The sequence below is a fragment of the Celeribacter sp. HF31 genome, assembly GCF_011806455.1.
Classification (GTDB): domain Bacteria; phylum Pseudomonadota; class Alphaproteobacteria; order Rhodobacterales; family Rhodobacteraceae; genus Celeribacter.
Genome location: NZ_JAATOT010000003.1, coordinates 298,449 through 313,551, shown reverse-complemented (window position 1 = coordinate 313,551; position 15,103 = coordinate 298,449). Strand labels below are relative to the sequence as shown.

At 57.0% G+C, this 15,103-nt stretch carries 12 protein-coding genes; 3 read left to right on the top strand and 9 right to left on the bottom strand.

What is annotated here, in order from left to right; all coding sequences use genetic code 11:
* Nucleotides 1–20: 20 nt before the first annotated feature.
* On the bottom strand, nt 21–518 hold the full coding sequence (locus HCZ23_RS07760) for an FxsA family protein (protein ID WP_167601152.1): 498 nt from the start codon (nt 516–518) through the stop codon (nt 21–23).
* A 107-nt stretch (nt 519–625) separates the two neighbouring features.
* On the opposite strand from HCZ23_RS07760, the gene HCZ23_RS07755 reads away from it, so the two are divergent.
* The 3 genes from HCZ23_RS07755 to HCZ23_RS07745 are packed head-to-tail and all read left to right on the top strand — an operon-like array spanning nt 626 to nt 2,933.
* On the top strand, nt 626–1,291 hold the full coding sequence (locus tag HCZ23_RS07755; RefSeq protein ID WP_167601151.1) for a Tim44/TimA family putative adaptor protein: 666 nt from the start codon (nt 626–628) through the stop codon (nt 1,289–1,291).
* Nucleotides 1,291–2,331, top strand: coding sequence for a murein transglycosylase A (locus HCZ23_RS07750; RefSeq protein WP_167601149.1), 1,041 nt, complete (start codon nt 1,291–1,293; stop codon nt 2,329–2,331). The genes HCZ23_RS07755 and HCZ23_RS07750 overlap by 1 nt, the downstream gene beginning before the upstream one ends.
* A complete protein-coding gene (locus HCZ23_RS07745) occupies nt 2,328–2,933 on the top strand; it encodes a Smr/MutS family protein (protein ID WP_175580880.1) in 606 nt (201 codons plus the stop codon). The genes HCZ23_RS07750 and HCZ23_RS07745 overlap by 4 nt, the downstream gene beginning before the upstream one ends.
* On the opposite strand, the gene hslU is transcribed toward HCZ23_RS07745, so the two are convergent.
* From hslU to HCZ23_RS07705, 8 genes are all read right to left on the bottom strand, one after another.
* The gene (hslU, locus tag HCZ23_RS07740; RefSeq protein WP_167601148.1) at nt 2,934–4,238 is read right to left on the bottom strand and encodes an ATP-dependent protease ATPase subunit HslU; all 1,305 of its coding nucleotides are present in this window, start codon (nt 4,236–4,238) and stop codon (nt 2,934–2,936) included.
* The gene (hslV, locus tag HCZ23_RS07735; protein WP_167601146.1) at nt 4,235–4,792 is read right to left on the bottom strand and encodes an ATP-dependent protease subunit HslV; all 558 of its coding nucleotides are present in this window, start codon (nt 4,790–4,792) and stop codon (nt 4,235–4,237) included. The genes hslU and hslV overlap by 4 nt, the downstream gene beginning before the upstream one ends.
* Before the next feature lie 124 nt (nt 4,793–4,916).
* The gene (gene trxA, locus HCZ23_RS07730; RefSeq protein ID WP_167601144.1) at nt 4,917–5,237 is read right to left on the bottom strand and encodes a thioredoxin; all 321 of its coding nucleotides are present in this window, start codon (nt 5,235–5,237) and stop codon (nt 4,917–4,919) included.
* A 56-nt stretch (nt 5,238–5,293) separates the two neighbouring features.
* On the bottom strand, nt 5,294–8,713 hold the full coding sequence (addA, locus tag HCZ23_RS07725; protein ID WP_167601143.1) for a double-strand break repair helicase AddA: 3,420 nt from the start codon (nt 8,711–8,713) through the stop codon (nt 5,294–5,296).
* The gene (gene addB / locus HCZ23_RS07720; protein WP_167601142.1) at nt 8,710–11,691 is read right to left on the bottom strand and encodes a double-strand break repair protein AddB; all 2,982 of its coding nucleotides are present in this window, start codon (nt 11,689–11,691) and stop codon (nt 8,710–8,712) included. Before addB ends, addA begins: the two co-directional genes overlap by 4 nt.
* Complete coding sequence (locus HCZ23_RS07715; protein ID WP_368487313.1) at nt 11,691–12,314, bottom strand: nucleotidyltransferase family protein; 624 nt, start codon at nt 12,312–12,314, stop codon at nt 11,691–11,693. Before HCZ23_RS07715 ends, addB begins: the two co-directional genes overlap by 1 nt.
* 26 nt (nt 12,315–12,340) lie before the next feature.
* A complete protein-coding gene (locus HCZ23_RS07710; protein ID WP_167600848.1) occupies nt 12,341–13,396 on the bottom strand; it encodes a phosphotransferase in 1,056 nt (351 codons plus the stop codon).
* A gap of 74 nt (nt 13,397–13,470) precedes the next feature.
* On the bottom strand, nt 13,471–15,060 hold the full coding sequence (locus HCZ23_RS07705; protein WP_167601140.1) for a PAS-domain containing protein: 1,590 nt from the start codon (nt 15,058–15,060) through the stop codon (nt 13,471–13,473).
* Nucleotides 15,061–15,103 lie beyond the last annotated feature (43 nt).

Genomic DNA, 15,103 nt, shown 5'->3' with positions numbered 1-15,103 from the left:
ATCAGGTTGCCGGGCCTGCCTCAATGGCGAGTCCAGCCTGACGGGCCTTGATTGGGCTTGTTTTGATCGACCTCTTCCCATTCGCCGTCGATGATATGGGGATCACGTGGCGTGCCACGGTACGGATCATGCGTTTGACGCATGTTCTGTTGCCCCATGGTAAAGCTCTGAACCTTCACCCGTTTGCGCAATTCTTTAAGCACAAACATCCGAAAGGCGGGCACCAGCAACAAAAATCCCATGGCATCGGTAAAGAACCCGGGCGTTAGCAAAAGCGCGCCGGAAAACAGGATCATCGCCCCATGCGCCAGAGGTTCAGAGGGATCATTCAACTCGGAAAAGGACTGACGCAATTGTGACATGGCCAAAGCCCCCTGTTGGCGCACCAAAGCGGTGCCCAAAATGGCGGTCACGATGACGATCAAAAGCGTCGGCCAAAGCCCGATCAGACCGCCAACTTGAATGAACAGGGCGATTTCAATGATCGGAACTGCGACAAAAAGGGCGAAAAGCCACATGAGAAGTCCTTTCTATTCTTGCCCCCACAGGTAGACTTGGCGGGGTGCGTCACCTACATAAGGTCGGAACACAGTTATTTCTACGTTTGAACGGAGATCGACCGCCGATGGGGAATTCCCTTCTTTCCATTCTTGTCCTCGCGGGCATTGCCATTTTCCTGATCCTGCGCCTGCGCAGCGTTTTGGGCACCCGCGAAGGGTTTGAAAAGCCGCGCGCAGATGTTCCGGGGGCCGAGGAGGCCACGAAGGTCAAACGCGACTTCGAGGTGATCGAGGGCGGCGTGGATCACGACATCATCGACAATGTCGAGGCCGGCACCCGTGCCGCAGACAATCTCGCCGCGATCAAACGTGTCGACCCGAATTTCAACGTCAGCGAATTCCTCGCCGGTGCCCGCGGCGCCTATGAGATGATCCTGATGGCCTTTGAACATGACGAGCTTGAAAGCATCAAACCGTTTCTGTCCGAAGACGTCTATGACGCCTTCTCTTCTGTCGTTGAGGATCGCCAATCCAAAGGTCTGACCATCGAGAGCCAATTCGTTGGCCTGCGCGAGCTTCAGATCATCGACGCCGATCTGGATCGCGCCACCGACGAGGCCGAAATCAAGATCCGCTTTGTTGGCGAAACCTCCTCCGTCGTGCGCAATGCCGAGGGCGAGATCGTTCAGGGCGACCCCAAAGCGATCAATCGTCAGAAAGACATCTGGACCTTTGCACGTCACCTGAACAGCGACGATCCGAACTGGCAGCTTGTCGCGACTGGTGCCTGATGTGGAGAAAGCTGGCGCCTGCGGCTTTTGCAGCCTTGCTGGCTTTGAACGCGCCGGCGGCATCCTCGGATGACATGACGGTGCGTGTCCTCTCATTTGATGACCTATCCGGATGGGCCGCGGACGATCACGCCGCGGCTCTTTCCGTTTTTCGCGAGACGTGTGATCTGATCGACGGCCCCGAATGGCCGCAGCTCTGTGCTTTTGCTCAGACCACCAATGAAGCACGGAGTTTCTTTGAACTTCTGTTCCGCCCGGTCCTGATCGAAGACGGCGCCGAGCCGCTGTTCACCGGCTATTTCGAACCGGAACTGCGCGGCTCCCGCTTTCAAACCGCGCGTTATCGCTATCCCGTCTACCGCATGCCGCCGGATGTCGTCTCTGGCGAAGCCTATCTGGCGCGTCAGGACATCTCCAACGGTGCGCTTGCTGGACGCGGGCTTGAGATCGCCTGGGTCGACGATCCGGTCGAGCTGTTTTTCCTTCAGGTTCAGGGCTCCGGTCGCATCCGTTTGGAAAACGGGTCTGTCATGCGCATCGGTTACGGGGGCCACAACGGCCGCAATTACCGCTCTATCGGACAGGAATTGATCCGGCGTGGGGTTTATGACGCGCATCAGGTTTCCGCGAAAGTGATCCAGAACTGGGTGCGCCGAAATCCGGTCGAGGGCGAGGCGCTTTTGAACTTCAATCCCTCCTATGTGTTCTTCCGTGAACTGCCGCGTCTACCCGCCGAAAAAGGCCCCATTGGCGCGATGCATCGCTCCATCACCACGATGCGCTCCATCGCGGTCGATCCGAAATTCGTCCCACTTGGGGCGCCGGTTTGGATCGAAAAAGAGGGCGCAGAGCCTCTGCATCGCCTCATGATTGCCCAAGACACCGGCTCCGCGATCAAAGGCGCCCAGCGGGCCGATATCTTTTTTGGCACGGGGGATCTTGCGGGCGATCAGGCTGGTAAAATCCGTGATCCGGGCCGGATGATCGTGCTTTTGCCGATCCAGATTGCCTATGCCTATGAGGAAAGGGCAGAAGGGTGAGCCGGCGCAAGAAAACCCTGAGTGAAGAGGATAAGGGGCTGTGGAATGCCGTGAAAAAAACGGCAAAACCTCTGCATATCTCAAAGACGCCCGCGCCCTTGGTCCTTCCTGAAAAACCGAACCTGCCGAAACCCACTGCTCCGATTGCCCGAGAGCCTTTCGATTTCGATCTGGAGATCGGCAAACACGCGACGACCCGTATGACAAGCCACGATCTTGCCCCATCTATTTCGGATCGGCTGGCGCAGGCGCCGCTCAGGATGGATCGCAAGAAATTCGGCAAAATGCGCAAAGGCAACCTCGCCCCCGAAGGCCGCATCGACCTTCACGGCATGACGATCGCCCAGGCACATCCGGCGCTCACGCGTTTTATCCTAAACTCCTGGGCGATGGACCGGCGTCTGGTTTTGGTCATTACCGGCAAGGGCAAACACCGCGACGACGACGGTCCCATCCCCGTGCGCAAAGGTGTGCTAAAACACCAGGTCCCGCATTGGCTCCACATGGCGCCGTTGCGGGACGCGGTGCTTCAGGTCTCTGAGGCCCATCTCAAACATGGCGGCACAGGCGCCTATTACGTCTACCTGCGCCGCAAGAAGTAGTTAAAGCATGTAGCGGCTCACATCCGCCGCCTTGGCCAGTTCATCGACATGGTCATGCACATAGGCGGCATCGACCGTGATCTTTTCGCCGGGCTTATCAGGGGCCGCGAAAGACAGCTCCTCGAACACCCGCTCCATGATCGTGTAAAGCCGCCGCGCGCCGATATTTTCGACGGAGCTGTTCACATCGGCGGCCAGTTTTGCAATCGCTTCGATCCCATCCTCGGAGAAGGTCACTTCGACCTCTTCGGTCTCCATCAGCGCCTTGTATTGCAGCGTCAATGCATTGTCGGTTTCGGTCAGAATGCGGACGAAATCGCCCTCTTCCAGCGCTCGCAATTCCACACGGATCGGCAAACGCCCCTGCAATTCCGGCAGCAAATCCGAAGGTTTCGCGATGTGGAATGCACCGGATGCGATGAACAGGATGTGATCCGTTTTCACCGGGCCGTGTTTGGTGGACACGGTGGTGCCCTCGATCAGCGGCAACAGGTCGCGCTGTACGCCTTCACGTGAAACATCTCCGCCACGGGCCTCTTGCCGGGCGCAGACCTTGTCGATCTCGTCGAGGAACACGATGCCGTTTTCCTGCACGGACTCCAGCGCCACACGGGTCACGGTTTCATCGTCCAGAAGCTTGTCGGCCTCTTCTCCGATCAGCACATCATAGCTTTCCGCAACGGTCAGTTTCTTTTTCACCGTGCGACCACCAAAGGCTTTGCCGAAAAGATCGCCAAGGTTCATCGCCCCGCCCATTTGCGGCTGGCCGGGGACTTCGAACATGCCCATCGGCATGGCGCTGTCCTGAAGATCCAACTCGATCACCGTGTTGTCCAACTCTCCGGAGCGCAGTTTCTTGCGGAACATCTCACGGGTTTGTTCGCGGGCGTCCGAGCCAGCGATTGCTTCGATCACGCGCTCTTCGGCGGCCTCTTGAGCTTTGGCTTTCACATCGTCGCGCATATGTTCGCGGGTCTGCGAAATCGACGCATCGACGAGATCGCGCACGATCTGTTCGACATCGCGACCGACATAGCCGACCTCGGTGAATTTCGTGGCTTCGACCTTGATGAAAGGCGCTTTGGCGAGTTTGGCGAGACGACGGGAAATCTCCGTCTTGCCCACACCGGTCGGCCCGATCATCAGAATGTTTTTCGGATACACCTCGTCACGCAGATCATCGGACAGCTGCTTGCGCCGCCAACGGTTCCGCAAAGCGACAGCGACGGCGCGTTTGGCGTCATTCTGGCCGATGATAAAACGGTCCAGTTCGGAGACAATTTCGCGGGGGGTCAGGTCAGTCATTTGCTAATCTTCTCAACCGTTAGGTTGCCATTGGTATAGACACAGATATCGGAGGCGATCTTCATCGCTTCGCGCGCAACGCTTTCCGCGTCTTTGTCAGTTTCCATGAGACCACGCGCTGCTGCGAGCGCGAAATTCCCGCCCGATCCGATCGCTGCGATGTCATGCTCGGGCTCCAAAACGTCCCCTGCGCCGGTCACGACCAAAAGCGTATCGCCATCGGTGACGATCAACATGGCCTCAAGTTTCGACAGGTATTTGTCGGTCCGCCAATCTTTCGCCAGCTCAACGCAGGCGCGCGCGAGCTGTCCCGGCGTGGCCTCCAATTTGGTTTCAAGCCGCTCCAAAAGCGTGAATGCATCCGCAGTCGACCCGGCAAAGCCGCACACCACGTCTTGCCCGCCCGGCGACAACCGCCGCACTTTGCGCGCCGTGCCTTTGATCACCGTTTGGCCAAGGCTCACCTGACCGTCACCGGCCACAACCACTTCACCACCGCGGCGTACACCGATGATTGTCGTGCCGTGCCAGCCGGGAAATTCTTCTTTCGACATAAGAGGTCCTTTCGCTTGGCAATCTATATGAGGGCGCAATGGGTCGGGTGCAACCTTAGGACCCCTGCGCGCATGAAAAAGGGCGCCACATTGGGCGCCCGAATTCCTATTTTGTGAGGCCGGATCAGGCTTCTTCGTTGATCCAGTTGGCCAGAGCGGCTTTGGGTGCCGCGCCGATTTTCGCGGAGGCCACTTCGCCGCCTTTGAACATGAACAGCGCCGGGATCGAGCGGACACCGAATTGTGCCGGTGCGTTCGGGTTTTCGTCGACGTTCACTTTGACGATTTTGACTTTGCCGTCGAGTTCCTCGGACAGTTCTTCGAGGGACGGGCCGATTTGTTTACACGGGCCGCACCATTCCGCCCAGAAATCGACAACCACGGGGATGTCGGATTCGAGAACTTCGGTGCTGAACGTGTCATCGCTGACTTTTACGGTTGCCATGTGGCTTCTCCTGAATATGTACTTGGCCAAAAACCTATGCCTCTGCCCCTGACGGGTCAAGATGTGGCGGTGCGACCCAGTGCCCTCATCACGATATCGAGAGGAACCGGGCAAAGCGTGGCAGTTTTTGTCCAAAGAAACGCCACTTCGATTTCTCGTTCCGGGTAAATCTCCTGACAGGCCTGCGCATAGGCGCCGAGTTGGCGCAAAAGGCCCTCGGGAATATCTTCGACGCGCTCCGGGATCACGGTGTTGGATTTGTAATCCACAATCTGCACCTTTTCGGCTGTGATAATCAGGCGATCGATGATGCCCTGAATGATCTGGGCGCCGAGAGGTGTGGTGAGCGTGGCTGTATAAGGCACCTCAGACAGAGACTTCGGGCCAAAGACATCCCAGTCATAGGTTTGATTGAGAACGCCAAGCGCCTCGTGCATCAGATCTGGAATTTCGCTCTCAAGTACGGCCTCCTCGCCCGTGGAGAGCACAAAGCGCGCCACCTCTTCGTGACGATCTTCGCTGACTTCCGGCAAGACTTCGATCAACTTGTGAAGCTGGCTCCCGCGTCGCATCGCCGCCTCCTTGTCGAGACTGGCGTCTTCCCCCGCAAGCGCCTTGGCGCCGCCGAGGTCCGAAGGCGAGATGCGCTGTGTTTTCTCAGAGGGCGCTTCGGCCGAAATTCGAGCCCAATCCGGCAGAGAACTCTCTTTCTTTTGCGCAGAATTTTGTGTCTCTGAGGCCTCTGGCCAGTCGCCAATGGCATAACGTGTCCCCATGAACCCAGCGAGTTCAAGGCTTTCTGTCTCCAGCTCATTCACCCCGTTTTTCACCAGATCGTACCACGTTCCCGGCGTATCCTTACCGGCCCCACAGACAATCAGCCATTTCTCGGCGCGAGTCATGGCCACATACAAAAGACGCCTATCTTCCTCCAGATCACGCATTTTGAGCTGGTTTAGGGTCTCTTTTGTCAGATCGGACCTTTGACCTGATGCGCCTTTCCAAACGATCTGACCCTCTCGCGGCGTGATGAATTCATCCCGCGTTTCACGTAGCGTTTTCAACGTGTCAGGCAGGATCACGATGGGGGCTTCCAAGCCTTTCGATCCGTGCGCTGTCATCACGCGCACGAGGTTCGAGTTCTCATCGAGCACGCGTTTGAGTTGGATGGTTTGAGACTCGAGCCAGGCGATGAATCCGGTCAGGCTGGGCGTCTCAGAGGTCTCGTAATTGCGCGCCTGATGCAAAAGCGCGTCAAGCCCGTCTTCGGCCTCTTTGCCAAGGCGCGCGATGAATTTACGACGTCCCGCATGACGGATCAGAACGCGTTCGATCAGGTCGTAAGGCCGCAAGAAATCAGAGGTTTGCCGCAGGTCTTCGAGAACTGCGTAGGTCTCCGGCCACTCCTTGCGACGCTCATAAAGGGATCGCCAAAGTGTAATTGTCGTTCGACCGTGGGCGAGTTGATAGAGGTCTCGTTCCGACCAGTTGAACAGCGGAGATTTCAGCGTTTCGGCGAGCGCCAGATCGTCGTCCTGCAAGGACAAGAATGCGAGCAGAGACCGCAGGTCTTTGACCGCCATTTCCTCACCCAACGTCATGCGATCCGCCCCGGCAACGGGGATCGCAGCCGGGTGGGATTTAAGCTCCTTGAGGATCAGGCGGAACAAAGGGGAGCGCCTTTGAACAAGGATCAAAATATCACCGGGCTCGATCCGCCGCCCTACCCCGTTTTTCTCAGGAATAGAGCCATGCGTGAGCTGATCGGCCACAAAATTTGCGATCCTTTTGGCCAGTCGCGGGTTTGGCTCCTCCGGGTGGATCACGTCAATCGGGTCTTCCCAACGACTTTCCTCTTTCTCGCGCTCTTCCTTGTCTTCTTTCGACAGGTCTTCGGGTTCCTCAAGCGACCAAACGTCAACGCGACCGGGAATGTCGTCAAAGAACGCGATATGCTCCGGGATACCTCCGACGCCCTCGCCATTGATCGCCGCAAAGACCTTGTCGGTCGCCGTCAAAATGGCAGGCGAAGAGCGGAAGGAATATTGCAGCGAGAGGTCCTGAAGCGGCTGACCGACGGCGTTCAAACGCTCGCCAAAATGCGCTTTCATCTCGTCAAAGGCGTCTGGTGCCGCGCCTTGGAAGGAATAGATCGACTGTTTGTGATCGCCCACGACAAAGATCGTCCGTGTGACATCTGCACGTGCGCCCTCGCCTGCCGTGAACTCCCCCGCCAAAAGTTGCACAACGCGCCATTGATCGGGGCTGGTGTCTTGTGCCTCGTCGACAAGGATGTGATCGATCCCACCATCGAGGCGGTACAGCACCCATTGCGACACGTTCGAGATCGACAAAAGGTCCCGCGCACGGCGGATCATGTCGTCGAAATCCAAAAGACCCAGCTGTGCTTTGCGCTCCATATATGGCGGCAGGATTTCCTGAGCAAAGCGATGAAGCGCATGCGTTTTGCGCGCATCTCTCAGGCCAAAGAGATGCGGACGCACGGCTTCCACGCGCTTCATGAAAGCTTCGAGTCGATCAAAGGCGCCCGGATGCGCGTCGATCAGTTTTCGTGTCGGCAGGCTTGAGTGCTGGGCGTAGAATTTCGAACCGAGCGGGTTTGTCTTGGCTTTTTCCCCGGCCAAAAGCTTGTCACACAGGCTTTCGACCAAGTTCAAATCAGGCTCTAATCCAGCCCAATTCCGAAAAAAAACGGCGCTCTTTTGATCTGCCGCACTCGAACTTTCCATGAGGGCGGCGCAGTCAAGAAACATCTCTTTCTCGCCGCCGATAAAGACATCTCCCAAGAGCCGTGCTTCGTCATAGCCTTCGGGCAGTGAAAACCAGCGCCAAATGTCAGCCTGCTCGGGGGAGTGTAAAAACTGATCGCGTTTGGCGACCACGCTGAGCGCCAAATCCGTCAGATCAAGGTCACTGACGTAAAGCGCGACATCATCGATCACATGGCGAGCCGACCCGAGTGCGATGTCTTCGACAATCTCTGACACCATTCGCCTGGACTGACGGTCGTCCATTTCCTTGAATTGCGGAGAGACCCCGGCCTCGAGCGGAAAGCGACGCAAGAGCGCACTACAAAACGAGTGAATCGTCTGAATCTTCAGCCCGCCCGGCGTCTCAATCGCACGGGCAAACAACGTGCGGGCATGCCGCAAAATCTCGGAGTCGAGCTGTTTTTCGGGGGCAAGAGCGGTCAGCTCCTTGATCAGCACCGCATCTGGCAACATTGCCCAATCACCCAGCCGTTTGAACAGCCGGTTCTGCATCTCTGCCGCGGCCGCCTTGGTGTAGGTCAAACACAGGATGTGCTGCGGTGGTGTGCCGTCGAGCAAAAGCCGCGCCACGCGATCCGTCAAAACCTTGGTCTTGCCTGACCCCGCATTGGCCGACACCCAGGTCGACATATCGGGGCGCGCCGCCATGAGTTGGCGACGGGTGGCTTCGTTCATCTCAGTCATTCCAAATCCTCCGGCACAGGCGTGTCGGCGTCGGACCACTCCCCGTAGCGGGACAGATGCTCGAAATCTGTTTCAAATCGCACGGTTTTCATCATCCGCCGTGCGGAATAGCCAAGCTCGCGATTATCGTAAGAACGGATCAACTGCACCAGCTTTTCTTTGATCTCATCAATGTCGGCGGGCTCAAGTGGCAGGACAGTCTCCGAAAGCGTGTTGTTCAATCCGAGATAGGCCACCTCGGACACGCGCCCCATTGGGACATTCTCGAATTTGCCCTCTTCCATCATCGCCGCTTCGAGATGAAGCTGAATATTGAAGATTTTCGTCTGTTTTTCGGTTGGCGGAGACCCGGATTTGTAGTCGTAGATGACAAAACTGTCGTCCTCTTTGCGGTCAATCCGATCGGCCTTACATGTCAGTGAAAAGTCGACCTCGGGCAAATGCATGGCGCCTTTCGCCTCGATCCCGACAGGCGTGCCCTTGGCCAGACGTTCGCGTTCTCGCGCGACAAGACCATCGGCAATGCGCCGCACACGACCGAACCAGACTCTGCGTGCGGAGGGCCAGGACACCTCGCGTTCCAAAACCTCTTCGGCCACCGTCAGGAAACGGGCCAGTGCTTCCTCATGACTTTCCTCACCGATTTGCGACAGATAGCTCTCCATGATCGCGTGAAGCGCCGTGCCTCTTTCGCGCACATCGGGCTCTCGGCTCAGCGGATCGAGTTTGTTCAATCGCAAGATACGGCTGGCGTAGATGTCGTAAGGGTCACGAATGAGAGTCTCGATCCGTGTGACTGAAAGTTGCCTTGGGCGTGCCGCAACAGGCGGGCGCGGACTTGGGCGTTTGGCGGAGGGTAGCGTAAACTCCGGCTTGTCCAAAAGTTCCGCCAGTGCAATCCAATCCGAGCCGCGATCTCGCATCTCTTTCAAAGCCTCTCGGCCCGCATCAGACATGCCGGCCATGAGGTTGGTCAGACGAATAAGCCAGCGTGAGGCGACGGTTTCAGCCTCTGCATCGCGTTTGGCGCGCGTCAGAATGACCTCGGGCGCGGCAATGGCTTGCTGAAAGTCATGGGCGGAGAGGCCAATGCTTTGTTCCGGCGACAAAAGTCCGGCTTGGCGTCTCATATCGCGGCTGAACCAGGGGTCCTGCCCAACGCTTTGCGGCCAAATGCTTTCATTCAGACCGCCCAGAATAACCAAATCCGCACCAAGTGCGCGCGCTTCAAGCGTCCCCCAGATCATCACTTTCGGATGTTTGGGAGACGGATCGCGTACAGTTTCGCGCCCAAGAATAGCCCGGAAGAGATCCCCAAACTCCATGCTTGTCATCGCGCCCGCGTGGTCTGCTTCGCGATAGAGCCCCTCGACAACGCGCTTCGCCTCACGCCCTGCGTGCTGTGCCCAAAGTTCGCGATCATCGGACGATCTCGGCCCCATAACCAGTCTCGAACTCAGCGCAACAAGACGATCCAAGTGCACACCGAGCGAGCCGTTCGGGGCCTCATGAAAGTATTCGCTTTGATCGGCAACCCATCCGGCCCAAGCCAGTCGGGCGTCTTTGTCGTCCTTGTCTTCGCCAGATTTGATCGCCCAATGCAAAAGGTCTTCGCGGCTCGGAAAAGCGACCGACTTTTGGCGCAGATGAACCTCGAGCTCACGCGTCCAAAGAAGGTGAAAACCACGCGCATCATCCTCCCGCGCGCCTTCCTGAATACCACGCGCACACAGGGGGTGCTTCAATAGAACCAACAAATCCTCGGAGGACAAAACGCGTCCGACAAGTCCCACCACATGGCGCAAAAGCCGACCCGGAGGCGTTTGGTTGAGCGGAATACCCGCACTGTCATCTGGCACAATGTTCCAGCGCCCCAAAAGAGCGGTGACACGCCGCGCCAGATCGCGATCCGGCGTGACGAGTGCGGCGGTTTTGCCATCATGCACTGCACGGCGAAGGACCAGCGCAATCGCATTGGATTCAAGCCGCATGTCCGGGGCCTCGATCAGCGAAAGGCGCCCTGTCGCCTCCTCGATACCCTGAAACGTGGGACCTTCCTTCATCCACTGATCGGTGATGGGCGCTGGACGCAAAGCGAGCGAAACAAGTCGGTTTCGGCTCTGATTTTCCTGCGTGTCAAGATCCCACCTCTGGATGCGATCCGGTCTCAAACCCAACCGATGCGCCATCCGAGCCATCCGTTCTTGGGAGTGTTCGACGGCTAAACGGTCTTCGCCGTAAATCTGACTCCAAACCTCGGACGGCATATCAAAGTCAACGCCCGGAAGGATCACTGCGCCATTCGGAAGTTGGGCCACCAAGGACATGAAGCGTGCCGTCATTCCGCGTGAACCGGTGGAGCCGACGATGAGAATAGGATGATCTGGTGGCGTTATGGTCCAGGTCTTTTCAAGATGCTCGATGACAAGCCGCAGACGATCCTCGCCGCTCAATTCTGCAGTGTCGTCATTCGCAAAAAGCCCGAATAGGATTGAGAGGAATTGAAGCGATTTCTGCCAGTGGCCGGAGGCGTCTGGAACTTTCAGGTTTTGAATGTCCTCGGGCTTTACCCCCTCGTCCTGCATTTCGGAAAACAAAAGCGCGAGGCTGTCTGACAAGTCGAACACCGAGGAGCGTGTGGCGAATTGCGGTTCCTGTTTCAGAAAATGCGAAACAAGCTGTGCCAACTCAAGCCGACGCCTCAACCCACTGATCGGGACAGGGAGGTCCATGAATTCATGATCCATCCCGAGATGAGACAAAAGACGTAATTTCGGCAGGAATCGGGTCGATCCGTCTTCGAAAGCCTCTTGGATTTCCTTTTTCATCCGCGAGGTGTTGACGAAAATTTCGGTCCGAGCCAGCATGTCGGGCGGCGTATCTTTCAGTCGGGAGAGAAGTCCGTTTTTGATCGCAGTTGGATAGTGCGCGCCGCAGGGGACACCGAAAAGTGCGGGGCTTCCGTCGTCGGTGAACATCAGCAGTCCTTCAACATGGATTCGGCAATTGCGATGCCGTCAGGGTGCCCAACATCACACCAATGACCACTATACTCGACGCCAAAAATTCGACCTTGTTCAAACAGGTTTTCCCAAACCCGATTGAGCGAGAAAAACGTTTCTTCAATGGCGACGACGGGGGCCGTTTTTAGAATTTGCATGCCGGTGTAGATGTAGCTTTGTCCTCGGCGGATCTGACCGTCGGCCGCAAGCTCGAAATCACCGGCGCCAAGATGCGCATGCGCTCTGGTTTTTGGAACGACCAAAAGGAGCGCATCCATTTTCTCCGGGTCCCAGGCTTTGGACAAAATTTCAGCCGCGACAGGCCCTTTCCAAACGGCATCCGTGTTCATGGTATAAACCGCATCGCCATCAAGGTGAGGCAACGCGTTTTTGAGGCCGCCGCCGGTTTCTAACAATGTGTCTTCGAAAACAGTCTCTAATCCAGCTGAACTCAGGTGCTTTTCCAAGATATCAGGGAGGTAATGAAGATTGGCCACGCGGATTGAAATATCGCCCAGTTGCTCAAGAGCATGATCGACCAAAGGCCTGCCGGCCACCTCGATCATGGGTTTAGGACGGTTTTCCGTCAGGACCTTCATCCGTGTACCGCGACCGGCACAGAAGATCATTGCAGATTTGGGATTGTACCGCATTTTTCCTTGAGCGTTTGTAGGGCAGAGGGAGTGGGTTCGGGAAGATGTGCGCGCAGAAGTGCTGCGAGGGCCTGGAGTTCAGGGTGATCCAGATCACGTTGAAGATGACCCCAAACCCGCGGAATCAGATCAAGATAGCTGATACGGCCAAAATGCAACGACATGCGCGCAAAAACCATGAGAATGCGCAGATTGCGCTGAACGGAACAAATCGCCGCTTGGCGTGTAAAATCGACCCGATTCAAGCCCAATTGATCGCAAAAACGCGCCATGCAGCGGTTGCGAATTTGCTCGGAAACATCGCGTCGGGCATCTGTGGTTAGCGAAATCAAATCATAGGCAGGGGGACCCAACATGGCGTCCTGAAAATCAAGTTGGCCGACACGTGCGGCCCCTTCTCTTTCGGGCAGCCACAAAAGATTTTGGGCGTGGTAGTCCCGGAGGATCGTAACGCGCTCGGGGCAGAGACTGTCGATCAAGGGCTGAAGAGCAGCCTTTGCCGCGACGGTCTCATCCGCCATATCGCGGCCTAGGATCGGCTCGGCGTACCAACGATAACAAGACAGTGCAAGATCAGCCATGCGGGGGACATAGTCCTCCAAACCCTGCATTGGCTCGGCGGAACAGAGGGTGACAAGTGCATCTACGGCTGCATCGTAGAGCTCGGGCTCGCGTTCAGGGTGTTGCGCACAGACCTGATCGTACACATCGGTGCCGAAATCCTCGAGGATCAAAAAACCCAACTGTTCGTCAGCAGCATAAATTTCGGGTGCGGACAGGCCAATACCGGACAAATACGTGTCGACCTTTACGAAGGGCCGCACATCTTCACCAGCTTCAGGCGGCGCATCCATCAGGATGGCAGTGCGACCGGATGAAGCATCCGTCAATCGATGATACCGACGACGAGAGGCGTCCCCAGCCAGCGCCACAGATTGCGATCCGGCCCAAGAGCTATTGGCCACAAATGAGTCGAGAAGGTGAGCGCGATCTGTTGTGGTATCGCGGGCGACATTTGGGGTGTTCACGGAGTGCGGCCTTTGTATCAGACATGTGGTGTCTGACTTTAGGCCCCCTCGCAGGGGACACAAGAGGCAGAAGCTTACATCTCGATAAACTGCGTGTCGCGTGCTTGCGGGCGGAGGTTCGGACGCAAGGCGCTTGGCCGCTCTTCCGGGGAAAAACCGATCAGGGTTTGCCCGGACGGCAGCGGCACAAAGCGGCAATTCAGGCGACGACCATCCCAGAGGCGGGTTTGGCTGATCCATTCGGCGCGTTCGCCGGGGCGACTGACGAAATCCCGAAGATCTCCCCACATCGGAGTGGGTGCACATTTCGCATGCCAAACACGGGTCGCATCCGTGATGCTGGTTTCACGAATGCCTTCCATTTGCTCGAGACGCCAGAGGCTCGCGTAAGCGGAATTCGCCATGATCAGCATGCCTTCGCTGGAAAACACCGCAATTGCCTCCGGCAGACTGTCCAGAACCGCCTGCCCGGTTTCGATCTCGGAACGGAAGCAGCGAGTCAGAGACATTTCTGCGGAAATGTCCTCGAACAGGAAGGCGATGGCCCCATCGGGATGCGGGCGTCCGGAAATCCGATACGTCATGCCGCCCGGAAGCGTCCAAACCTCTTCATAAGTGCCATCTTCGGCAGCATTTTCCAAAGCGGCCATTTCCTGACGCCAGGATTTGTAATCCTTGGGTTCCGGCATCATCTGGCTGTCGCGCAGGCGATCCAGGAATGACGTCAAAGCCGGACGCGTGATCAGGAATTCCGCAGGCAAAGAGGTCAAATCCGTCAGGGCCGGATTGAAGAGCGCAAGCCGACGGTTGCGGTCAAAGACAGCCAAACCGATGGTCAAGTGCGAGAAGGTTTTGGTCAGTGTCTGCGTGAATTCGCGCAGAGTTTCTTCGGCCTTCACAGTGCGATCCGCACTGCTGCCCGTGTAGAGATAATCCTCACCGACTTTGAAGCGGTAAATGTCATACCAATGGGTATCGCCCACCTTGTCTTTCAGGCTGAGACGGCGGGATTCATCTGCTCCAGCATTGGCCAACAAATGCGTTTCAAAAAGCGATGCGGGGGGCCAGCTCGGCACGTCATCCGCGTCAGAGAGACTGTCGGCCAGGGAGATATAGGCACTGTTGGCCCAGCTGATCGTGCCGTCTTCGAGCTCTCGCCAGACGAGGAGCGGCACGTGTTCCGTGGTCGCGCGCAGCGTCTCCAACTCCTGCTCCATTGCCATGAGGGAGTGACGATCCATATCGATATGACTGTGTCCCGTTTCGTGATCGAACAGGGTGATGCGCGCCAAGCCGTTGCGCCATTCGCAATGGAGCACGGCGCTTCCATCGCGCGACTCGAGAATGATTTTGCCGCGTTCCGCCAGTTCCGCGATCTCATGTTGAAGCGTCGGAAATTTGGTGATCAGAACGGACAATAGCCGCGACCAATCTGACCCGACATCAACTGCGGCCGCTATGACGCTATGCGCGGAAGATGTGGCATTCACGAGGTTTTCGTCGTCGAACAGAAAGACGATGTCATTGTCCTGCGTATCGAGCGCAATCGCTTTTTCCTCCTCCTTGCGACTGGCCAGCCAGGCGAGGCTGTAGAGTACAAGAAAGGCGACGCCGAGACTACCGGCGAGCAGGATGGCCAAGGTGATCAGGAGGTCGAATGACATGTGATTCCCATCAAAAACGACACGTTTGCGATGGGGAGAGTGT